The following is a 20,437-nucleotide window of genomic DNA, read 5'->3' as shown; positions in this document are numbered from 1 at the left end:
TCAGACAGTCGCTTGCGCGCCGTCAGCAACGCACGCTCGACATCGGTGAAGACGCCTCCATGACCAGGAATCACCTGCCGCGGCGACAATTTCTCAATCAAATCGAGCGTTGCCGCAATGTCCCCGAACGAGGGCTCACCCATCAGCTCCGGAAAGGCGATGCCAAACCCGTTCTCCCAGAGCGCATCCGCTGAAATCAGAGTCCGCGACACCGGGTCGAATAGGATCACCGAGTGCGGATCGTGACCTGGAGCCCCATGCACTTGCCACGCGCTGTCTCCCAACAGGCATTCAGTGCCAGGCTCGAGCAGTCCGGTGAAACCAAAACGCGGACAACTTTGCCCCGTCGCAAGAAAACTCAGGCCCTGCGCATCCCATCGCTCAACCAGCGCCGCTTCTCCAGGCGGAATGTCCGTCCGCAGCGATGGATAACGCTCCTGCAACGCCGCGTTCCCCCCGCAGTGATCGCTGTGCAGATGTGTGTTCAGCACCCGATCAAGCGGACGTTCGCCTAACACCGACTCGACCAAGGCAAGCGTCTGATCGGCATGCGTGGCATAGCCGGTGTCGACCAGCGCCGTTTCCTCGGCTCCGACGAAGAGGATGTTGTTCGAAGACAGCCAGCCCCGCTCGAACACGATGACATTCGCCGGCAGCCCGGCGCTGGCTTCCCCGTGGCGCCCCACGCGCTCAGGCACCGGCGCTGGTGCGCAACTCGCGCCGCAGGATCTTCCCCACGTTGGTCTTGGGCAGCGACTCGCGGAACTCGATGTGCTTCGGCCGCTTGTAGCCGGTGAGCTGTCCGTTGCAGTACTGGAGCACGGCGTCCTCCGTCAGCGTCGGGTCCTTGCGGACCACGAAGACCTTGATGGCTTCGCCTTGCTTCTCGTCCGGCACGCCCACGGCCGCGCATTCGACGACGCCAGGGCACAGCGAAATCACGTTCTCCAGCTCGTTGGGGAACACGTTGAAACCGCTCACGAGGATCATGTCCTTCTTGCGGTCGACGATCCGGCTGTAGCCGTCTTCCTGCATCACGGCGATGTCGCCGGTGCGCATGAAGCCGTCGGCCGTGAAGGCCGCCGCCGTTTCGGCGGGCTGGTTGTAGTAACCGGTCATCACGTTCGGCCCCTTGATGCACAGCTCGCCGGCCTGGCCGATCGGCAGCGATTGGCCTTCATCGTCCTTGATCGCGATCTCAATGCTCGGTAACGGCAAGCCGATGGTGCCCGTGAACTTCGTGTTCGATACCGGGTTGTTGGTGCCGATCGCGCAGGTCTCGCTCATGCCCCAGCCTTCGATCATCGGGCAGCCGGTGGCTTCGAACCACTTGCGCGCCGTGCCTTCGGAAGCGGCCATGCCACCGGCCTGCGACACGAACAGCGTGGAGAAGTCGACCGTCTTGAACTCCGGGTGCATCAGCAGCGCATTGAACAAGGTGTTCACTGCCGGCAGCATGTGGAAGGGCCGCTTCTTCAGCACCGCGACGAACTTGTTGAAGTCGCGCGGGTTCGGAATCAGCGTCATGTGCGAGCCTTGGCGGATCACCAGCAGGCACAGCGTCAGCGCGAAGATGTGATACAGCGGCAGCGCCGCGATGCTGTTGACCTTCGCCAGGTCGCCCGCCCGCGCCAGCGCGGGCGTGAACCAGGCTTCGGCCTGCAGCGTGGCGGCCACGATGTTGCGGTGGGTCAGCACCGCACCCTTCGACAGGCCGGTGGTGCCACCCGTGTACTGCAGGAAGGCGATCGAATCGAGCGTGCTCTGATCGGGCCCGAGCGTGCGTCCGCGGCCTTCGGCAATCGCCTGCTTGAACGGCGTGACCGTGCGGCCGTCGCTCAGCGGCAGCTTGTAGGGCGGCACCATCTTGGCCAGGTGGCGCACGGCCACCGTGATCCAGGCGCCGTACAGCCCGCCGAGCAGGTCGCCCATCGCGGTCATCACCACGTGCTTGACGGGCGTGCGCTCGATTACCTGTTCGAGCGTGGCGGCAAAGTTCTCGAGGATGACGATGGCGGTGGCGCCGGAGTCCTTGAGCTGGTGCTCCAACTCGCGCGCCGTGTACAGCGGATTGACGTTGACGCAGGTGTAGCCCGCGCGCAGCACGGCGCACATCGTGACCGCGAACTGCGGCACGTTGGGCAGCATGATCGCCACCCGCGCACCGGGCGCGAGGCCCTGCGATTGCAGCCAGGCGCCCATCGCCTTGGAGAGCGTGTCGAGCTCGCCGTACGACATCCACCGCTCCATGCAGACCGAGAACGGACGGTCCTTGTAGCGGCCGAAAGCCTCGTCGAACATGTGAGGCAGGGAGCGGTACTGCTCCGGATGAATCTCGTGCGGCACGCCGGCCGGGTAGTTCTGTCGCGCGGATGTCTGCATGCAAGCTCCTTTGGCGCGGATTGTGGGAGCCAATGCCTCCCACCCGCCAGCGGGCTTGTCCTAGGGGCGCATACCGGGTGTCGCGCAGGCGATAGCCGCCGTGCGCGCCCAGGTCACACGGATGCCGATCAGGCGTTGCCGGATTCGCCCGGCAGCAGCACGCCGGCCGGGATGTCGGCCTCGACCTCGAGCGCGCGGTACAGCGGCGTGAAGTCGGGCGCCGTGAGGTCGAAGAGCTGCGCGAAGTTCTCGATCACGAAGTAGTTGGCCTGGTAGGTGTCGATCTTGTATTGCGTGCGCATGGTGCGCAGCAGGTCGAGCGGGAGGCGATGCGGCGCGGGGCTGCGTACCGCGTGCTGCAGCTCGCCGACCGAACTCAGGATGCCGGCACCGTACGCACGCAGGCCTTCGGGCTGGCGGATCAGGCCGAACTCGACCGTGTACCAGTACAGCCGCGCGAGCTTCTCGCCGGCGCCCAGCTCGTGCGCCTTGATGCCGCCCTGGCCGTAGCGCTGCACGTAGTCGGCGAAGGTCGGGTCAAACAGCATCGGCACGTGGCCGAACAGGTCGTGGAACACGTCGGGCTCGACGATGTAGTCGAACTCTTCGGGCTTGCGGATCCAGTCGGTCACCGGGAACTTGCGGTTCGCCAGCAGCGTGAAGAAGGGCAGCTCGGGAATCAGCCCCGGCACCGCGACGATCTCCCAGCCGGTGGCGCGGTGCAGGCGCTCGTTGAGTTCCTCGAAGCGCGGGATGCGGTCCTTCACGCCGAGCAGCGGCAGCGACTTGATGAAGGCATCGCAGGCCAGGCCCGTCAGCTGCGCGGCCTGGCGTTCGTACAGCCGCTTGTAGGTGTCGTGGTCGGCCGCGGTGTAGCTGGCCCAGTCCTGCGGGCAGGTGTAGTCGGCTTGCACCGAACCGCCACGCGAGTAGTCGCCGCGCGGCGGGCGATCGGATGCGCCATAGACGGCGGGGGTGACAACGGCGGCGGGGGTATCCATGGGGCGTTCGGTTTCTCGGGTTACTTGAGCCAGCGGTCCATCACGCGCTGGAAGTCGCCGCCGGCTTGCTGCAGGTGCAGCCATTGGTCGACATACGATTTGAAAGCCACGTCGTCGCGCGGCAGCATCCAGGCCATCTCGCCGTACTGCAGCGGCTTGTCGGGGTTCACCGCGCACAGCCCGGGCTTGAGCTTCTGCTGCGTGATGGCCTCGGCCGATTCGGTGACGAACACGTCGGCGCGGTTGGCCAGGATCTCGTCGAAGATCGTGACGTTCTCGCCGTGCAGCGTGAGCCTGGCCTGCTTGAAATTGGTGCGGGCGAAGCGTTCGTTGCTGCCGCCCGGGTTGAAGATCACGCGGGTCGACGGCTGGTCGATGGCGGCCACGCTCTGGTACTTGGCCACGTCGGCGCAGCGCGCGATGGGCGTCTTGCCGTTGACCATGTAGGGCGCGCTGAAGAAGGCGCGCTTCTGGCGGTCGGTGGTCACCGACACGCCGCCCACGGCGATGTCGCACTTGCCTGCGGCCAGGTCGGGCAGCAGGTTGGCCCAGGTCGTCTTGACCCACTCGGGCTTGGCGCCGAGGCTGGCGCTGAAGCCGGTCATCAGGTCGACGTCGATGCCTTCGAACGAGGCATCGGCCTTCTGGAAGCTGAAGGGCCGGTAGTCGCCCGGCGTGCAGATGCGCAGCACGGCCGCTTTCTGCACCGTGTCCAGGTGCGAGGCGCCCGCGCCGGCCGCGGGCGGCGCCGAGGCGCAGCCCGAGAGCACGACCGCAGCGGCGGCTGCCGCGACGAAGGAAGTGACGACAGTCGAAGAAGACGCGTGGCGCATGCCGGGCTCCAGGGCAGTGGTGAAGCGCCTTATTTTGCGGCGCTCAGCACGCCCCGGCGCATCTGGTCGAGCTCGATGCTCTCGAACAGCGCCTTGAAGTTGCCGTTGCCGAAACCGTCGTCGCCCTTGCGCTGGATGAACTCGAAGAAGATCGGGCCCAGCTGGTTCTCGCTGAAGATCTGCAGCAACAGCGCGTCCTTCTTGCCGTCGATCAGGATCTTGCGCTTCTTCAGCTCGGCCACGCTTTCGCCGTGCTCGGGGATGCGCTTGTCGATCAGCTCGTAGTAGGTGTCGATGGTGTCCAGCAGCGTCACGCCGTTGGCGCGCAGCGCGTCGACGCTCTCGTACAGGTTGTCCGAGCCCATGGCGATGTGCTGGATGCCCTCGCCCTTGTACATGTCCAGGTACTCCTGGATCTGGCCGGCCTGTTCCTTGCCTTCTTCGTTGATCGGGATGCGGATCTTGCCGCAGGGGCTGGTCATGGCCTTGCTCTTCACGCCCGTCACCTGGCCCTCGATGTCGAAGTACTTCACTTCGCGGAAGTTGAAGAGCTTCTCGTAGAAGTTGGCCCACACGTCCATGCGGCCGCGGTACACGTTGTGCGTCAGGTGGTCGATGTAGGTCAGGCCATTGCCCTTGCGCGCGAGCGCGTCCTGCGACGACACGCCCGGCAGCGCCTCGAAGTCCACGTCGTAGAAGCCGATGTTGCCGATGTCGCCCGGCTGCGCGCCGTTCTTGCCCGGCCAGCGGTCCACCAGGTAGATCAGGCTGTCGCCGATGCCCTTGATGGCGGGAATGTTCAGCTCGCCCGGGCCGGCCTTGTCGGCGAAGCCCCAGGCGCCCAGCGCGGTGGCGCGTTCGTAGGCCTGCTTGGCGTCCTGCACGCGAAAGGCGATGGCGCACACGCTCGGGCCGTGCTCGCGCGCAAAACGCTGGGCGAACGAATCGGGCTCGGCGTTCAGGATGAAGTTGATCGTGCCCTGGCGGTACAGCAGCACGTTCTTGTGGCGGTGCTTGGCGATGGCCACGAAGCCCATGCGCTCGAACACCTTGCCCATCGCGACCGGATCGGGTGCCGCGTACTCGATGAATTCGAAGCCGTCGGTGCCCATCGGGTTCTCCCAGGGCGTGAAGGCGGGGGCGTCGGCGTGGCTCATGGATGCTGTCTCCGAAAAGTGGGGAAGTTGTGCAGAAAGGAAAACAAAGGCCCGGATTCGGGCCGTGCTGCACTGTAGGGCGGAAGGCGTTCAGGTTTTCTGCGTTTCTGGGCGCCCTGGGTGGTCATGACGCAGTAAAACTGCAAAAATGGCGAAATGGAAGCACTCGACAAGATAGATCGGCTCATTTTGCGCATGCTGCAAGCAGACGGCCGCGCCACCTACGACCAGATCGCGGAGCAGGTCAGCCTGTCGCCCAGCGCCGTGCTGCGGCGGGTCAAGCGGCTCGAGGAGCACAAGGTCATCGACCGCTACGTGGCGCTGGTCCAGCCCGAGGCGGTCGGCCTGGGCCTCACGGCCTACCTGAACGTGCGGCTCGAAAAGCACACCGAAAGCCACAAGCGCAACCCCATGGACCTGTTCCGCGCCAGCGTGCAGACCTGGCCCGAGGTTGTCGAGTGCGCGGCCCTCACCGGCGACATGGACTACCTGCTGCGCGTGGTGGTGGCCGACATGGCCCACTACAGCCGCTTCATCATGGACACCCTGCTGAAGCACCCCAGCGTCGAAGACTGCAAGACCAGCTTCGTGCTCGATCGTGTCAAAGCCACAACATCTGTGCCCGTTTAACCACAAATTGGTTGCGTAAACACCACGGACTCTGGTATCGAGTCACGAATGCGTCCAGAAAGTGTCCTTGCGGGCTTGGTGATTAAGGGAAAACCCTTACATTGGAGCCATGCTTACCGCCAAGACCCTCCTCAAAGCGTCTCTCGGCCTCGGCTCTTTCCTGAAGGCGCCGATGGTTGAGGCGCAACCGCGCGCCGTCAGCGCGCCCCCACCCGTCATGGTGCCGATCCGCTCGATCGGCCCGCGCGAACGCGAGCGCATCGCGCGCCACCTGCTGGACCTGACGCCGCACGACCGCTACCTGCGCTTCGGCTATGCCGCGGCCGACGAGCAGGTCCTGCGCTATGTCGAAGGCCTGGACTTCGACCGCGACGAACTGTTCGGCATCTACAACCGCCGCCTCGACCTGATCGCGATGGCGCACGTGGCCTACGCACCCGGCGACCAGCACAGCGACTGCGCCGAGTTCGGCGTGTCCGTGTCGTCGCACGCCCGAGGCCGCGGCTATGGTGCGCGCCTGTTCGAGCGCGCCGTGGTCGCCGCGCGCAACGAAGGCGTGGGCATGCTCTTCATCCATGCGCTGAGCGAAAACGCCGCCATGCTCAAGATCGCCCGCAACGCCGGCGCCACCGTGGTGCGCAGCGGCTCGGAGTCGGAAGCGCACCTGCAGCTGCCCACCGCCACCTTCGACAGCCGCATGAGCGAGATCGCGCTGGAGCATTACGCCGCCGTCGATTTCGCGCTCAAGAGCCGCGCCAAGCAGTTCTGGGCCTTCCTGGCGAGCCTGCAGGAAGTGCGCAGCGGCATGCGCGACGCGCGCAGCAAATCTGCACCTTGAGCGGGCAACGCCGGCCTATGCCGGCCGGACGGTAGAGCCTGTCATGCGCAATCCGTTATCCTTGTCTCTCTTCAACTCCGCCCTCCCGCAGTGGCCGACCCTCACCCTGAACGCGCTCCCGTTGAACGGGAAGACAAGCGTGGCTTTCTCCAGAAGCTCGCCGAATTCATCCACCCCGGCCCCGATTCGCGCGACGAGCTGATCGAAACCCTCGCCGATGCCGAGGACAACGAGGTGATCGGCGCCGAATCGCGCGTGATGCTCGAAGGCGTGCTGCGCATGGCCGACATGACGGCCGGTGACGTGATGGTCGCGGCGCCGCGCATGGACCTCGTGGACATCGACGCGCCCTTCGACGCGCTGCTGCACGCCGTGATCCAGACCGCGCACTCGCGCTTTCCGGTCTACGAGGGCGAAAAAGAAAACATCATCGGCATCCTGCTCGCGAAGGACCTGCTCAAGCTGCAGCGCGCGCCGGGCCTGAACATCCGCGCCTTGCTGCGCCCGGCCACCTTCGTGCCCGAGAGCAAGGGCCTGAACGACCTGCTGCGCGAGTTTCGCGGCAACCGCAACCACCTGGCCATCGTCATCGACGAGTTCGGCCGCGTGGCCGGCCTCATCACCATCGAAGACGTGCTCGAGCAGATCGTCGGCGAGATCGAGGACGAGTTCGACATCGCCGAAGACGAGGGCGACATCTTCGGCCTGGCCGACCACACCTACCGCGTCTCGGGCGACACGCCCATCGAGCGCGTGGCCGAGGCCTTCGGCATCGTCTTCAACGAAGAACAGCTGAGCGAAGACTTCGACACCATCGGCGGACTCATCGCGCACGAGATGGGCCACGTGCCCAAGCGCGGCGAGCACCACGCCATCGGCGGCTTCGACTTCGTCGTGCTGCACACCAAGGGCGGCGCGGTGCGCTGGTTCCGGGTGTCGCCGGCGCGCGGCGGCGACGCGGCCGACTGATGCCGGCGCCCGCAGCAGCGGCCCCGGCCCGCGTCTCGCCCACCTCTCCCCCTTCCTCCGCCGCCTCCGGGCTGCTTCGCCTGCTCGGCTTCGGTCTGGCGGGCGTGGCGCAGGCCCTGTCCATCGCCTGGCCGGGCGACGGCCGTCCGCTGTGGTGGCTGCAGCTGCTGTCGCTGGCCGGGCTGGTCTGGCTGCTCGACGGCCTGCGCGCCCAGGGCGCGGGCTGGCGCCGCGCCGGCCTGCACGGCTGGGTGTTCGCGACCGCCTGGCTCACCGGCAGCTTCTGGTGGCTCTTCATCTCGATGCACACCTACGGCGGGCTGCCAGCGCCGCTGGCGGTGATCGCCGTGCTCGCGCTGGCGGCGGCCCTCGGGCTCTACTACGCCGTGGCCTGCGCCTGGTTCGTGGTGCGCGGGCCGACGGGGCGCGTCGCCGGCGCCTTCGTGTTCGCGGCGCTGTGGACGCTGGCCGAGCTCGTGCGCGGCAGCTGGTTCACCGGCTTTCCCTGGGGCGCCGGCGGCTACGCCCATGTCGACGGTCCGCTGGCCGCGCTGGCGCCGTGGGGCGGCGTGTACGGCATCGGCGCTGCGGCGGCATTGGCCGTGGCGCTGGTCGCACGACGCCTGCCGCTGCGCGGCGTGGTGCCGACGGCGCTGACTGCAGCGCTGCTCGCCGCGGTCTTCGTGCTGCCGAACCTTGTCTCGCCGCTGCCTGCCGATGCACGCGGCGCGCAGGGCACCACCGGCACGCTGCAGGTCGCGCTGCTGCAGGGCAACATCCCGCAGGACGAGAAATTCATTCCGGGCGGCGGCATCGAAACCGCGCTGCGCTGGTACGCCGAGCAGCTGCGCGACGCCAAGGCCCAGCTCGTGGTCACACCCGAAACCGCGCTGCCGCTGCTGCCGCGCCAGCTGCCCGCCGGCTACCTCGACAGCATCCAGGAACGCTACGGCCAGCCGGGCTCGCAGCAGGCCGCCATCGTCGGCCTGCCGCTCGGCGACGGGCCGGGCACCTACCGCAACGCCGTGCTCGGCTTCATGCCCGGTGGCGCGGCGCAGCCCTACGCCTACAGCAAGCACCACCTCGTGCCCTTCGGCGAATTCATTCCGCCGGGCTTTCGCTGGTTCATCCGCATGATGAGCATCCCGCTGGGCGACTTCGAGCGCGGGGGCCTCGCGCAGGCGCCCTTCGTCTGGCAGGGCCAGCGCATCGCGCCCAACATCTGCTACGAAGATTTGTTCGGCGACGAGATCGGCGCGAACTTCCGCGACGAGGCCACGGCGCCGACCGTCCTGCTCAACGTCAGCAACATCGCCTGGTTCGGCGACTCGGTCGCCATCGACCAGCACCTGGCCATCTCGCGCATGCGCGCGCTCGAGTTCGCGCGGCCGATGGTGCGATCCACCAACACCGGCGCCACCGTGGTGATCGACGCCGCGGGCCGCGTCACGCACCAGCTGCCGCGCCTCACGCGCGGCGTGCTCGAAGCTCCGGTCGAAGGCCGGCGCGGGCTCACGCCCTTCGCGCGCTGGGTCGCACCGTTCGGCCTGTGGCCGCTGTGGATCGCGGCGCTGGCGATCGTCGTGCTGGGCGCGGTCTTCTTCCGGCCCGGACGCACCCGGGGCTGAGGCGCACCGGCGGATGCGCATTCGACGTCATCGTTCATGAAGCACCACCACCGCCCCAAGCCCGCCGCGCCATCCGTTGTCGATGGCACAGGCGACCTTCGCGCCAGGGGCTCGGTGCTCGAAGTCTTTCTCGCTTTCCTGAAGCTGGGCCTGACCTCCTTCGGCGGACCGGTGGCGCACCTGGGCTACTTCCGCACGGAGTTCGTGGAGCGCCGCAAGTGGCTCGACGACAAGAGTTATTCCGACCTCGTGGCGCTGTGCCAGTTCCTGCCCGGGCCCGCAAGCAGCCAGGTCGGCATCGCGCTGGGGCTCGGCCGCGCGGGGTGGGGTGGGGCGCTGGCGGCGTGGCTCGGTTTCACGCTGCCGTCCGCCGTGGCGCTCATCCTCTTTGCGGCCGGCGTCACGCACTGGGCGGGCCTGGCGCAATCGGGCGCGGTGCACGGGCTGAAGGTCGTCGCGGTGGCCGTCGTCGCGCAGGCGGTGTGGGGCATGGCGAAGTCGCTGTGCCCCGACCGGCTGCGTGCGGGCGTCGCCATCGCCGCGGCGCTGCTGGTGCTCGCGGTGCCTTCGGCCATGGGGCAGATCGCCGCCATCGTCGCCGGGGGCGTCGTCGGCCGGTGGGCGCTGCCGCCCGGCCACCTTCCCGCCGCGCAGCACCGCGACCACGGCGTGAGCAAAGCGACGGGCGCCGCGCTGCTGGGCCTGTTCGCCGCGCTGATCGTCGCACTGCCGATGCTGGCCGCGGCGACGCAGTGGCCGCCGCTGTCCGTCATCGCGTCCTTCTACCGGTCGGGCGCGCTGGTGTTTGGCGGGGGCCACGTCGTGCTGCCCTTGCTGCAGGCGGGCGTGGTGCCGACGGGCCTAGTCTCGAACGACGTGTTCCTGGCGGGTTACGGCGCAGCGCAGGCCGTGCCGGGGCCCTTGTTCACCTTCGCGGCCTTCCTCGGCGCCGCCATGCCGGGGCCGTTCGGCGGCTGGGTGGGCGGATTGGCGCTGCTGCTGGCCATCTTCCTGCCAGCCTTCCTGCTGGTGGTGGGGGCGCTGCCGTTCTGGGAGACGCTGCGCCAGCGCGACGGCGTCCAGCGCGCGATGGCGGGCGTCAACGCGGCGGTCGTCGGCGTGCTGCTCGCTGCGCTCTACGACCCGGTGTGGACGAGCGCCATCCACTCGAAAGCCGATTTCGGGCTGGCGCTGGCGGCGTTCGGCTTGCTGGTCTACGCGCGCCTGTCGCCGGTGTGGGTCGTCGGGCTGGCGGCTGTGGCGGGCTGGCTGCTGGCCCTCTAAGGCCGGCGCATGACCGCATGCCATGCCGGCATGCAGCGGCATGGCATGCGGGCATGGTTCATGTATCTTCCTCGCCGCCTCGAGAAATCATCCTCAAACCAAGGAGCCCGTATGTACTTTTCTACCCATTTCCGTGCCTTTGCGGCCGGTGCCGCACTGCTCGCGGCCAGCGCGCTCGCGCAGGCCCAGCAGGCGCTGCCCAACGTGGTGATCCTGGCGACCGGCGGCACCATCGCCGGTGCCGGCGCGTCGGCCGTCAACAGCGCCACCTACGCGGCCGCCAAGGTCGGCGTCGAGAAGCTGATCGCCGGCCTGCCCGAGCTGGCCAAGGTCGCCAACGTGCGCGGCGAGCAGGTGTTCCAGGTCGCATCGGAAAGCCTCACCAACGACAACCTCATGACGCTGGCCAAGCGCGTCTCGGCGCTGTCCAAGCAGTCGGACGTGGACGGCATCGTGATCACCCACGGCACCGACACGCTGGAAGAAACCGCCTACTTCCTGACGCTCACCGTGCACACCAACAAGCCGATCGTGGTGGTCGGCTCGATGCGCCCGGGCACGGCCCTGTCGGCCGACGGCGCGCTCAACCTGTACGACGCGGTGAACGTGGCGGGCAGCAAGGACGCGATGGGCAAGGGCGTGCTCGTGACGATGGGCGACAACATCGACACCGGCCGCGACGTGAGCAAGAACGTCAACATCAAGACCAGCGCGTTCTCCAGCCAGTGGGGTCCGCTCGGCATGATCGTCGAGGGCAAGAACTACTGGTTCCGCGCGCCGGTGAAGCGCCACACCACGAACTCGGAGTTCAACATCGACACCATCACCGCGCTGCCGCCGGTCGAGATCGCGATGGGCTACGAAGGCGTGTCCTCGGTGGCCATCGACGCGATCGCCAAGAGCGGCGCCAAGGCGCTGATCCACGGCGGCACGGGCAACGGCTCGGTGGCCGACCGCATCGTGCCGAACCTGCAGAAGGCGCGCACCGACGGCGTGATCGTCATCCGCAGCTCGCGCGTGCCCGAAGGCTTCGTGATCCGCAACGCCGAGCAGCCCGACGACAAGTACGACTGGGTGGTGGCGCACGACCTGCGCCCGCAGAAGGCGCGCATCCTGGCGATGGTGGCCTTGACCAAGACCAACAACACCAAAGAGCTTCAGCGCATCTTCTGGGAATACTGATCGACGGTCAGCGCGCGGTGCGGCGCTTGCGGTGCCGCGCGTATTCCAGGCTGCTCACGCATACGAGCAGCCAGCCCAGGCCGGTCAGCAGGCCGGCCGCGACATCGCTCGCGAAGTGCACCTGCAGGAAGATCCGGCTGCAGGCGATGGTGACGATGGCCGCCACCGCGGCCATGGCGGCCGGCACATGCCAGCGCGCCGGCAGCAGCCGCAGCGCCAGGTACAGCAGCATCCCGTAGCTCACGATCGCGCCCGCGCTGTGGCCGCTGGGAAAGCTGAAGCTCGTCTCCAGCGCCAGCCCGTGGTCGTGCACCGGCCGGGCCCGCGCAAAGATGTGCTTGAGCGCGGGGTTCAGCACCACGATGCCGCCGAGCGCGGTCACCCAGCCCAGCGCCAGCCCACGATGCGCGTTGCGCCACAGCAGCAGCGCGACCAGCCCGCACACGGGCGCGAGCAGCTGCGCGTCGCCCAGGTGCGTGAGCCAGCTGAAGCTCACGAGCGCGCCCCACGGCACGTGGGCGGCGATGGCGTCGGCCAGCGCCTGGTCGGCGCGGCCCATGGTGCGGCCGTCGCCCAGGTGCGAGGCAATCCACGCGACCAGCACCGCCGCCGCCAGGATCAGCACGAAACCCAGGCCCAGCCCGAGCGCCAGGCGCGATTCGTCAGGCTCGCCCGTGTCGGGCAGCGGATGGCGCCGCTGCAGCATCCGGCAGGCGAGGCCGGCGCCGAGCACCGACACGGTCAGCGCGAGCGCGAACCAGGCCAGGGCGTGTTCGCCCAGCTGTTGTGCAAGAAGAACCAAGGGGGCTGAAGAAGAAAGAAGGAGGGTGTCCGCAGGAGGCATGCGGCGCAACCCTAAGGGGCCGTCGCGCGGCTGGCAAGCGGAAGCCGCAATAGGTCGACGCGCGTGAAGGCTTTGTCTGCCGCTGAATGGTCCCAGCGCTCGACCACGCACACGCGCTGCGCGCCGTCGCCGGACGTCTCCGCGCGCAGCACGTTCACCGAGTTCGGCGCGTCCCAGCGCACGCGCGTCGACACGGCGGTGCCGGCCTGCACCGCCCAGGCCGTGGGCGGGCAGCCCGGAAAGCGCTCGTCCAGCGGGCGCACGAAAGGCAGGTGGATGTGGCCGCCGACGATCAGGTCGGCGCCCGACTCTGTCCAGCGCGCCACCGCCGCCGCGCGCCCGTGCAGTCGGTTCTGCCGGTCTTCGGGCCGCGTCACCAGCACCGGCTGGTGCGTCACGACCACGCGCACCTGCCGGGGCGAAGCCTGTGCCAGCCGCGCCGCCACGCGCTCGACCTGAGCGGGCGACACCTCGCCGTCCTCGTGCCGGTACCAGCGCGTCGTGTTGACCGTGACCACCAGCCAGTCGTCGCAGGCGAACACCGGCTCCAGGTCGGTGCCGAAGGCCTCGGTGTAGCGGCCGTAGGGCGAGAAGACGCGCGCCGCCAGCTGGAACAGCGGGATGTCGTGGTTGCCCGGAATCGCGACCACTGGCGCCGTCAGCCGCTCGGCAAAGGCGCGCGCCGCCGCGAACTGGCGGCGCGTGGCGCGCTGCGTGATGTCGCCCGACAGCAGCACCGCCTGCGGCGCCAGCGCGTGCGCCAGGCGTTCGAGCGCCTGCAGCACCTCGGGCTGCTCGGTGCCGAAGTGCGGGTCGGACACTTGCAGCAGGCAGCTCATGGCCGTGCCGCCTCCAGCTCGGGCGCGCTGTCGGGCCGCACCAGCCACAGCGGGTCGGGCGCCACGCGGAACAGCAAGGGCATGTCGACCCAGTCGATCTCGCCGTCGGTGGCGATCTTCACGCGGCGCGGCGTGCGCAGCCGGCCGGCCTTCACCGTCATCGACTCGAAGGGAAAGCTCAGCACCTCGTCGGCGTCGCCCAGCCGCCCGAGCGCGCCGCGCACCAGCAGCCCCGGCATCGCGAGCAGTCCGACCGGCTTGAGCGCCACCGCGGTCAGCCGGCCCTGCTCGGGCGCCTCGGCGTGGTCGACGCCTGCCTGCATCAGCTGCAACGGGTTGTTGCCCACGAACAGCGTGGGCGTGCGGATGTCGCGCTCGTGGCCGTGCGAGGCGATGCGCAGCTGCCAGTGGCGATGGCGCCCGCGCAGCACCGTGAGCAGGCCCGAGTAGAAGGCGATCCACCGGTGGCGGCCGAAGCGTGCCTTGTGGCTCTCGCGCTCTTCCAGCAGGTCGGCATACAGACCCATGCTGGCGTTCACCAGGAACACGCGGTCGTTCACCAGCCCCACCTGCACCGCCCGGGGCTGCTGCGCGAGCAGCACCTGCAGCGCCTGCGCCGTGTCGCGCGGGATGCCGTGGGTGCGGCTGAAGTAGTTGAAGGTGCCCTGCGGCAGCACGCCGAAAGGGCAGCCGCTGCCCAGCGTGGCCTGGGCCACGGCGTTGATGGTGCCGTCGCCGCCCGCGGCCACCACCACGCCGCCCACGGCCCGGGCGCGCTCGACCGCCTCGCGCGCCAGCGCCTGCACCCGGCCGGGGCCGTCCACGAGGAACACGCGGTGCCGGCGGCCGTCCGCGGCAAAGGCGTCGTCGATGACCTGCCGGGCCTGCGCGGCGTCTTCGCTGCCGGAGCCGGCATTGAGCACGATGAAAAACGGGGTGTCGGGGCCGATGTGGGGCGATGCCATGCAGTGAGAGAGGGGGAAAGCGCAGGAAAGTGCCGAAAGCGGCGGGAAACGCAAAAAAGCGTGCGGGGCCGGGCTTTGTCCCACAGCCGCACGGGCTGTCGCGGCAGCCGGCATCCCGAGCGGCTGTGGGAGAGATGCCCTCCCGCGAACGTAAAATCGTCGCCTTTCGCGGCGTGTGCCGCGCCACCGTCCCGTCCAATGTCCGGCCCCCGACGCCGGCCAGCTTCATGTTGACCTTCCAGCAAATCATTCTCAAACTGCAGTCGTACTGGGCCGACAAGGGCTGTGCGCTGCTGCAACCGTACGACATGGAAGTGGGCGCGGGCACCTCGCACACCGCCACCTTCCTGCGCGCGCTCGGCCCCGAGCCCTGGAAGGCCGCCTACGTGCAGCCCAGTCGCCGCCCCAAGGACGGCCGCTACGGCGAGAACCCCAACCGCCTGCAGCACTACTACCAGTACCAGGTCGTGCTCAAGCCCGCGCCCAGCAACATCCTCGAGCTCTACCTCGGCAGCCTCGAGGCCCTGGGCTTCGACCTGAAGAAGAACGACATCCGCTTCGTCGAGGACGACTGGGAGAACCCCACGCTTGGCGCCTGGGGCCTGGGCTGGGAGGTCTGGCTCAACGGCATGGAAGTGACGCAGTTCACCTACTTCCAGCAGGTCGGCGGCATCGACTGCAAGCCCATCACCGGCGAGATCACCTACGGCCTGGAGCGCCTGGCCATGTACCTGCAGGGCGTGGACAACGTCTACAACCTCACGTGGACCGACGGCCTGAGCTACGGCGACGTCTACAAGCAGAACGAGGTCGAGCAGTCGACCTACAACTTCGAGCACAGCGACGCCGAGTTCCTCTTCACCGCCTTCGCCGCGCACGAAAAGCAGGCCAAGCACCTCATGACCGAGCAGCTCGCGCTGCCGGCCTACGAGCAGGTGCTCAAGGCCGCGCACAGCTTCAACCTGCTGGACGCGCGCGGCGCGATCAGCGTGACCGAGCGCGCGGCCTACATCGGCCGCATCCGCAACCTCGCGCGCAGCGTGGCGCAGAGCTACTACGACAGCCGCGAGCGCCTGGGCTTCCCGATGGCCCCGCGCGAGTGGGTCGCGCAGATGCCCCCGAAGAAAGCCGCCTGAGCGATGACGACCCCCATGAACAACAAGAACTCCCTGCTGGTTGAACTGTTTGTCGAAGAGCTGCCGCCGAAGGCACTGAAGAAGCTCGGCGAGGCTTTTGCCGGCGTGCTGCGCGACCAGCTCGTGGCCCAAGGCCTGGCCGAAGCCGGCTCGGTGCTCACGCCCTACGCGTCGCCGCGCCGCCTGGCCGCGCACCTCACGCACGTGGCCGAGCGCGCCGCCGACAAGGCCGTGTCGCAAAAGCTCATGCCCGTGGCCGTGGGGCTCGATGCCTCGGGCCAGCCCACGCCCGCGCTGCTCAAGCGCCTGGCCGCCCTCGGCGCCGACGCCTCGGCCGTGCCGGGCCTCAAGCGCGCCATGGACGGCAAGGCCGAAGCCCTGTTCTACGAAAGCACCGCCAAGGGCGCCACGCTGGCCGAAGGCCTGCAGAAGGCGCTGGCCGAAGCCATCGCCAAGCTGCCGATCCCCAAGGTCATGAGCTACCAGCTCGAAAGCGGCTGCGAGCTGCCCGGCTGGAGCAGCGTGAGCTTCGTGCGTCCCGCGCACGGCCTCGTGGCATTGCATGGCGACACCGTGGTGCCCATCGAGGCGCTGGGCCTGAAGGCCGGCCGCGAGACGCACGGCCACCGCTTCGAGGCGGCGGTCGACCCCGTGGTGCTGCGCGATGCCAACAGCTACGCCCTGCAGCTGCAGGACGACGGCGCCGTCATCGCGAGCTTTGAAGCGCGCCGCGCCGAAATCGCACGCCAGCTCGCGGCCGCTGCTGTGACGGTGGGCGGCGGTTCGGTGCCGATCCACGACGACGCGTTGCTCGACGAAGTGACCGCGCTGGTCGAACGCCCCAACGTGCTGGTCTGCAGCTTCGAGCGCGAGTTCCTCGAAGTGCCGCAGGAGTGCCTCATCCTCACGATGAAGGCCAACCAGAAGTACTTCCCGCTGCTCGACGCGCAAGCCAAGCTCACCAACAAGTTCCTCGTCGTCAGCAACATCAGCCCCGACGACGCGAGCGCCGTGACCGGCGGCAACGAGCGCGTCGTGCGCCCGCGCCTGGCCGACGCCAAGTTCTTCTTCGACCAGGACCGCAAGAAATCGCTGGCCTCGCGCGTCGAGTCGCTGGGCAAGGTGGTCTATCACAACAAGCTCGGCACGCAGGGCGAACGCGTGCAGCGCGTGATGCACATCGCGCGCGGCATTGCCGAAAAACTCGGCGACGCGACGCTCGCCGCGCAGGCGACCCAGGCCGCCCAACTGGCCAAGGCCGACCTCGTGACCGACATGGTCGGCGAGTTCCCCGAGCTGCAGGGCACCATGGGCCGCTACTACGCGCTGCACGACGGCCTCGACGCCGCCGTGGCCGACGCCATCGAAGACCACTACAAGCCGCGCTTCGCCGGCGACGAGCTGCCGCGCAACAGCGTGGGCCTCGTGGTCGCGCTGGCCGACAAGCTCGAAACGTTGGTCGGCATGTTCGGCATCGGCAACCTGCCCACCGGCGACCGCGACCCGTTCGCGCTGCGCCGCCACGCGCTGGGCGTGATCCGCATGCTGATCGAGAAAGACCTCGCGCTGGGGCTCGACGCCCTGCTGCAGGACGCCGCCGCGCAGTTCAGCGCCATCGACGGCTTCGACAGCAGCAAGGCCACCGTCGAGCTGCGCGACTTCATCCTCGACCGCCTCGCCGGCAGCCTGCGCGAGCAGGGCGCCAGCGCCCAGGAAGTCGACGCCGTGCTGGCTCCGCTGCCGCAGCGCCTGGGCGAAGTGCCCAAGCTGCTGGCCGCCGTGCGCGCCTTTGCCGCACTGCCCGCCGCCGCCGCGCTGGCCGCCGCCAACAAGCGCATCGGCAACATCCTGAAGAAGGCGCCCGAGGCCGACGCGCACGTGAGCGAACTGCTGCTGCAGGAGCCCGCCGAGAAGGCGCTGCACGCCGCCATGGCGCAGGTCGTGCCCGCCGCCAACGCCCAGTTCGACGCGGGCGACTACACCGGCTCGCTGCAGACGCTGGCCGCGCTGCGCGAACCGGTCGATGCGTTCTTCACGGACGTGATGGTGAATGCCGAGCAGGCCGACCTGCGGCTGAACCGCCTGGGCCTGCTGATGTCGCTGCACAGCGCGATGAACCGCGTGGCGCAGCTCGAGCGGCTGGCTGTCTGACCCCGTGCCCCATCCCTCCACCAGGAGCGGTTCCGCCATGAAGCTCGTCATCCTCGACCGCAACGGCACGATCAACGTGCACCGCGAAGATTTCGTCAAGAGCGACATCGAGTGGACGCCGCTGCCCGGTGCGCTCGAGGCCGTGGCGCGCCTGAACCATGCGGGCTGGCATGTGGTGGTGGCGTCGAACCAGTCGGGCCTGGGCCGCGGGCTGTTCGACATGGCCTCGCTCAATGCCATGCACGCCAAGATGCACAAGATGCTCGCGGCCGTGGGCGGCAAGGTGGATGCGGTGTTCTATTGCCCGCACAGCCCCGACGAAGGCTGCGACTGCCGCAAGCCCAAGGAGGGGCTGTTCCTTCAGATCGGCGACCGCTTCGGCATCGACCTGAAGGGCGTGCCCACCGCGGGCGACAGCCTGCGCGACCTGCAGGCCGGCGCTGCTGCCGGCTGCGAACCGCACTTGCTGCTCACGGGCATGGGCGCGGCGTGCCGCGGGGTTCACCCGCTGCCTCCCGAATATCCGGCGGACACGAGGGTGCATGAAGACCTCGCCGCCTTTGTCGACTTTCTGCTCGCGCGCGAAGCGCGGGCTGCACTGCAGGTGGCTGTCTGATGGCGTTTCTCCGTTCCGTTCTCCACGCCCTGTGGATGCTTGTCACCGTGGTGCCCTGGGGCATCATCATGTGCGTCAGCTCGCTCTGGAAGCGTGGCATTCCGCTGTACTGGATGGCCGAGCAATGGCTCAGCTGGGCCATCGGTGGCGCGCGCGTGCTGCTGGGCATCAAGACCCGCGTGACCGGCATGGAAAACCTGCCGACCGACCAACTCGCCGGCGCGGTGCTGCTGGTGAAGCACCAGTCCACGCTCGAGACTTTCCTCATGCCCACGCTGATGCCGCATCCGCTGGCCTTCGTTTTCAAGAAGGAACTGATCTACGTGCCGTTCTTCGGCTGGGCGATGGCGCGGTTGGACATGATCCACATCGACCGGAGCCAGCGCGCGCAGGCGTTCAACAAGGTGGTGAACCAGGGTCGCAAGCTGCTCGCGCAGGGCATCTGGATCATCATGTTCCCCGAAGGCACGCGCATTCCGCGCGGCCAGAAGGGCACCTACAAGAGCGGCGGCACGCGCCTGGCCTGCGAGACCGGGGTGCCTGTGATCCCGATCGCCGTCACCTCGGCCAAGGTCTGGCCGCGCAAGGCCTTCATCAAGCGCCCCGGCGTGGTCGACGTGTCGATCGGCCCGGCGATCTCGAGCGTGGGGCGCAAGCCCGACGAGCTGATGCGCGAAGTCGAAGCCTGGATCGAGGCCGAGATGCGCCGCCTCGACCCCGAGGCGTACAGCGACACCCCGGCGCAGCCGCAGCAGACGTTGCCGCGCGAAGCGGGCTGACTCGCCACCCTCAGACCCGGGCCCGACATGCGGGGAATGCTGCAGTTCACGATGGACCTCTTCGAGGGGCTGGGGAGCACGCCGGCGCCTGCTGCTGCTGCTCCGCCGCGGCGGCCGCGGAAGAAGGCCCCAGCGCCTGTGCCACCTGCTGCTCCCGCGCCGGTGGTGGCTGTCGCGCCTTCACCTGTCGGACCCGTTGATCCGCGTCCTGCGGTGCCGTTGGCTGACACACTGACGCTGGCGAATTTCACACATCCGCAGGCCACGCGTGAAGTGGTTCTGGGGTCGGCGCGGGTGGCCTACGAGTTCAAGCGGGGGCAGCGCAAGACCATCGGTTTTCTTGTGGGTGCCGAAGGTTTGTCGGTGCGTGCGCCGCGGTGGGTCACGTTGCGTGATGTCGATGCAGCGGTGCGTGAGAAGGCCGACTGGATTTTGCGCAAGCTGGCGGAGACGCAGCAGCGCAATGCGCGGGTCGAGGCGACGCGGATTGCCTGGGAAGATGGGGCGGAGTTTCCTTTTCTTGGCGAGCTGGTGGTGATCCGGCTGGATCCGAAGCACGGGTTCGCCAGCGTGGGTGGCACGCTCGATCCTGCTGTGGAAGGCGGTGGGCCACGCACTTTGCGGTTGGCTGTGGCGCAGAACGCGGCGCCTTCGCAGATTCGGGATGCGGCGCAGGCCTGGTTGATGCGGCAGGCGCGCAAGCTGTTCATCGAGCGGCTGGATCACTTTGCGCCGCTGCTGGGGGTGTCATGGCAGAAGCTGTCGCTCTCTAACGCTGCTACGCGGTGGGGGAGTGCGAGTGCGGATGGGTCGATTCGACTGAACTGGCGGTTGATTCACTTTCGCCTGCCGGTGATCGATTACGTTGTGGCGCATGAGCTGGCGCATCTGCGGGTGATGGATCACTCGCATCGGTTTTGGGAAACCGTTGAAAGTGTTGTGCCTGACTATGGGGTGCTTAGGCAGCAGTTGAAGGATGAGGCTGTGCCTCGGTGGGGCTGACCTTGTTTGTTTGCTTCCCGGGGCCGGGACTCGCCCCGGCGGGCGACTCACTTTCTTTTGCTTCGCCAAAAGAAAGTAAGCAAAGAAAAGGCGACCCCACTGTCTGCGACCCTTCGCTTCGCTGCGGGCAACCTGCGGTGCTCGCGTTTCGCGGGGTCTCGCAGAACTCGCTTCGCTCAAACAGCTGCGAGCCCTGATCCG

At 68.3% G+C, this 20,437-nt stretch carries 19 protein-coding genes; 11 read left to right on the top strand and 8 right to left on the bottom strand.

Features of this window, described 5'->3' with window-relative positions; genetic code table 11:
• The 5 genes from AC07OX_RS31615 to hppD all read right to left on the bottom strand — a co-directional run.
• The coding region (locus AC07OX_RS31615) for an MBL fold metallo-hydrolase (protein WP_495263201.1) at positions 1–698 on the bottom strand (698 nt) is incomplete at its 3' end.
• The gene (locus AC07OX_RS31610) at positions 691–2,382 is read right to left on the bottom strand and encodes an AMP-binding protein (protein WP_307697145.1); all 1,692 of its coding nucleotides are present in this window, start codon (positions 2,380–2,382) and stop codon (positions 691–693) included. The genes AC07OX_RS31615 and AC07OX_RS31610, both read right to left, overlap by 8 nt.
• Positions 2,383–2,510: 128 nt before the next feature.
• On the bottom strand, positions 2,511–3,383 hold the full coding sequence (gene phhA, locus AC07OX_RS31605; RefSeq protein WP_495263200.1) for a phenylalanine 4-monooxygenase: 873 nt from the start codon (positions 3,381–3,383) through the stop codon (positions 2,511–2,513).
• A gap of 20 nt (positions 3,384–3,403) precedes the next feature.
• Positions 3,404–4,216: a transporter substrate-binding domain-containing protein gene (locus AC07OX_RS31600; RefSeq protein WP_487850648.1), complete on the bottom strand. Its 813-nt coding sequence runs from the start codon at positions 4,214–4,216 to the stop codon at positions 3,404–3,406.
• 29 nt (positions 4,217–4,245) lie between these two features.
• On the bottom strand, positions 4,246–5,373 hold the full coding sequence (gene hppD / locus AC07OX_RS31595) for a 4-hydroxyphenylpyruvate dioxygenase (RefSeq protein ID WP_139701335.1): 1,128 nt from the start codon (positions 5,371–5,373) through the stop codon (positions 4,246–4,248).
• Positions 5,374–5,529: 156 nt separating this feature from the next.
• On the opposite strand from hppD, the gene AC07OX_RS31590 reads away from it, so the two are divergent.
• The 6 genes from AC07OX_RS31590 (at position 5,530) to AC07OX_RS31565 (ending at position 11,904) form a co-directional block, all read left to right on the top strand.
• Entirely contained in the window at positions 5,530–6,003 is a 474-nt protein-coding gene (locus AC07OX_RS31590) for an Lrp/AsnC family transcriptional regulator (RefSeq protein WP_070062947.1), read from the top strand.
• A gap of 109 nt (positions 6,004–6,112) precedes the next feature.
• Entirely contained in the window at positions 6,113–6,841 is a 729-nt protein-coding gene (locus tag AC07OX_RS31585) for a GNAT family N-acetyltransferase (protein ID WP_062482250.1), read from the top strand.
• A gap of 90 nt (positions 6,842–6,931) precedes the next feature.
• Positions 6,932–7,810 (top strand): CorC family transporter, encoded by an 879-nt coding sequence (locus AC07OX_RS31580; protein ID WP_495263199.1) that lies wholly within the window; start codon positions 6,932–6,934, stop codon positions 7,808–7,810.
• Positions 7,810–9,438: an apolipoprotein N-acyltransferase gene (gene lnt, locus AC07OX_RS31575; protein ID WP_495263198.1), complete on the top strand. Its 1,629-nt coding sequence runs from the start codon at positions 7,810–7,812 to the stop codon at positions 9,436–9,438. Before AC07OX_RS31580 ends, lnt begins: the two co-directional genes overlap by 1 nt.
• Before the next feature lie 36 nt (positions 9,439–9,474).
• Entirely contained in the window at positions 9,475–10,722 is a 1,248-nt protein-coding gene (chrA, locus tag AC07OX_RS31570) for a chromate efflux transporter (RefSeq protein ID WP_495263197.1), read from the top strand.
• Positions 10,723–10,833: 111 nt separating this feature from the next.
• Positions 10,834–11,904 (top strand): asparaginase, encoded by a 1,071-nt coding sequence (locus AC07OX_RS31565; protein ID WP_095746942.1) that lies wholly within the window; start codon positions 10,834–10,836, stop codon positions 11,902–11,904.
• 7 nt (positions 11,905–11,911) lie between these two features.
• Here AC07OX_RS31565 and AC07OX_RS31560 read toward each other — a convergent pair whose 3' ends face one another.
• Genes AC07OX_RS31560 through AC07OX_RS31550 form a run of 3 tightly spaced genes read right to left on the bottom strand, consistent with a single transcriptional unit; the run spans position 11,912 to position 14,552 of the window.
• Positions 11,912–12,706 carry a phosphatase PAP2 family protein gene (locus AC07OX_RS31560; protein WP_223301439.1) on the bottom strand — a complete coding sequence of 265 codons (795 nt, stop codon included), beginning with the start codon at positions 12,704–12,706 and terminating at the stop codon, positions 11,912–11,914.
• 53 nt (positions 12,707–12,759) lie between these two features.
• Complete coding sequence (locus AC07OX_RS31555; RefSeq protein ID WP_495263196.1) at positions 12,760–13,587, bottom strand: metallophosphoesterase family protein; 828 nt, start codon at positions 13,585–13,587, stop codon at positions 12,760–12,762.
• Positions 13,584–14,552 carry a diacylglycerol/lipid kinase family protein gene (locus tag AC07OX_RS31550; protein ID WP_495263195.1) on the bottom strand — a complete coding sequence of 323 codons (969 nt, stop codon included), beginning with the start codon at positions 14,550–14,552 and terminating at the stop codon, positions 13,584–13,586. The genes AC07OX_RS31555 and AC07OX_RS31550 overlap by 4 nt, the downstream gene beginning before the upstream one ends.
• A gap of 227 nt (positions 14,553–14,779) precedes the next feature.
• Here AC07OX_RS31550 and glyQ point away from each other — a divergent pair, with 227 nt between their 5' ends.
• The 5 genes from glyQ to AC07OX_RS31525 are packed head-to-tail and all read left to right on the top strand — an operon-like array spanning position 14,780 to position 20,236.
• On the top strand, positions 14,780–15,688 hold the full coding sequence (gene glyQ, locus AC07OX_RS31545; protein WP_062481784.1) for a glycine--tRNA ligase subunit alpha: 909 nt from the start codon (positions 14,780–14,782) through the stop codon (positions 15,686–15,688).
• Between the two features lie 15 nt (positions 15,689–15,703).
• Complete coding sequence (glyS, locus tag AC07OX_RS31540; RefSeq protein WP_447748859.1) at positions 15,704–17,839, top strand: glycine--tRNA ligase subunit beta; 2,136 nt, start codon at positions 15,704–15,706, stop codon at positions 17,837–17,839.
• Between the two features lie 37 nt (positions 17,840–17,876).
• Positions 17,877–18,455, top strand: a complete 579-nt coding sequence (gene gmhB / locus AC07OX_RS31535) for a D-glycero-beta-D-manno-heptose 1,7-bisphosphate 7-phosphatase (RefSeq protein ID WP_070062939.1) — start codon at positions 17,877–17,879, stop codon at positions 18,453–18,455.
• On the top strand, positions 18,455–19,234 hold the full coding sequence (locus tag AC07OX_RS31530; RefSeq protein WP_095947897.1) for a lysophospholipid acyltransferase family protein: 780 nt from the start codon (positions 18,455–18,457) through the stop codon (positions 19,232–19,234). The genes gmhB and AC07OX_RS31530 overlap by 1 nt, the downstream gene beginning before the upstream one ends.
• A gap of 27 nt (positions 19,235–19,261) precedes the next feature.
• Positions 19,262–20,236 (top strand): M48 family metallopeptidase, encoded by a 975-nt coding sequence (locus tag AC07OX_RS31525; protein ID WP_495263194.1) that lies wholly within the window; start codon positions 19,262–19,264, stop codon positions 20,234–20,236.
• Positions 20,237–20,437 lie beyond the last annotated feature (201 nt).

Source organism: Variovorax sp. GW821-FHT09D07 (genome assembly GCF_059416345.1).
Note: the sequence above shows the minus strand (reverse complement) of the source record. Positions and strands in the feature narration are given on the sequence as shown.

What these genes read in the sequence shown, in the direction of transcription:
- AC07OX_RS31610 (WP_307697145.1), bottom strand. Translation starts at nt 2,382, where the DNA reads ATGCAGACATCCGCGCGACAGAACTACCCGGCCGGCGTGCCGCACGAG.
- phhA (WP_495263200.1), bottom strand. Translation starts at nt 3,383, where the DNA reads ATGGATACCCCCGCCGCCGTTGTCACCCCCGCCGTCTATGGCGCATCC.
- AC07OX_RS31600 (WP_487850648.1), bottom strand. Translation starts at nt 4,216, where the DNA reads ATGCGCCACGCGTCTTCTTCGACTGTCGTCACTTCCTTCGTCGCGGCA.
- hppD (WP_139701335.1), bottom strand. Translation starts at nt 5,373, where the DNA reads ATGAGCCACGCCGACGCCCCCGCCTTCACGCCCTGGGAGAACCCGATG.
- AC07OX_RS31590 (WP_070062947.1), top strand. Translation starts at nt 5,530, where the DNA reads ATGGAAGCACTCGACAAGATAGATCGGCTCATTTTGCGCATGCTGCAA.
- AC07OX_RS31585 (WP_062482250.1), top strand. Translation starts at nt 6,113, where the DNA reads ATGCTTACCGCCAAGACCCTCCTCAAAGCGTCTCTCGGCCTCGGCTCT.
- lnt (WP_495263198.1), top strand. Translation starts at nt 7,810, where the DNA reads ATGCCGGCGCCCGCAGCAGCGGCCCCGGCCCGCGTCTCGCCCACCTCT.
- chrA (WP_495263197.1), top strand. Translation starts at nt 9,475, where the DNA reads ATGAAGCACCACCACCGCCCCAAGCCCGCCGCGCCATCCGTTGTCGAT.
- AC07OX_RS31565 (WP_095746942.1), top strand. Translation starts at nt 10,834, where the DNA reads ATGTACTTTTCTACCCATTTCCGTGCCTTTGCGGCCGGTGCCGCACTG.
- AC07OX_RS31555 (WP_495263196.1), bottom strand. Translation starts at nt 13,587, where the DNA reads ATGAGCTGCCTGCTGCAAGTGTCCGACCCGCACTTCGGCACCGAGCAG.
- AC07OX_RS31550 (WP_495263195.1), bottom strand. Translation starts at nt 14,552, where the DNA reads ATGGCATCGCCCCACATCGGCCCCGACACCCCGTTTTTCATCGTGCTC.
- glyQ (WP_062481784.1), top strand. Translation starts at nt 14,780, where the DNA reads ATGTTGACCTTCCAGCAAATCATTCTCAAACTGCAGTCGTACTGGGCC.
- glyS (WP_447748859.1), top strand. Translation starts at nt 15,704, where the DNA reads ATGAACAACAAGAACTCCCTGCTGGTTGAACTGTTTGTCGAAGAGCTG.
- gmhB (WP_070062939.1), top strand. Translation starts at nt 17,877, where the DNA reads ATGAAGCTCGTCATCCTCGACCGCAACGGCACGATCAACGTGCACCGC.
- AC07OX_RS31530 (WP_095947897.1), top strand. Translation starts at nt 18,455, where the DNA reads ATGGCGTTTCTCCGTTCCGTTCTCCACGCCCTGTGGATGCTTGTCACC.
- AC07OX_RS31525 (WP_495263194.1), top strand. Translation starts at nt 19,262, where the DNA reads ATGCGGGGAATGCTGCAGTTCACGATGGACCTCTTCGAGGGGCTGGGG.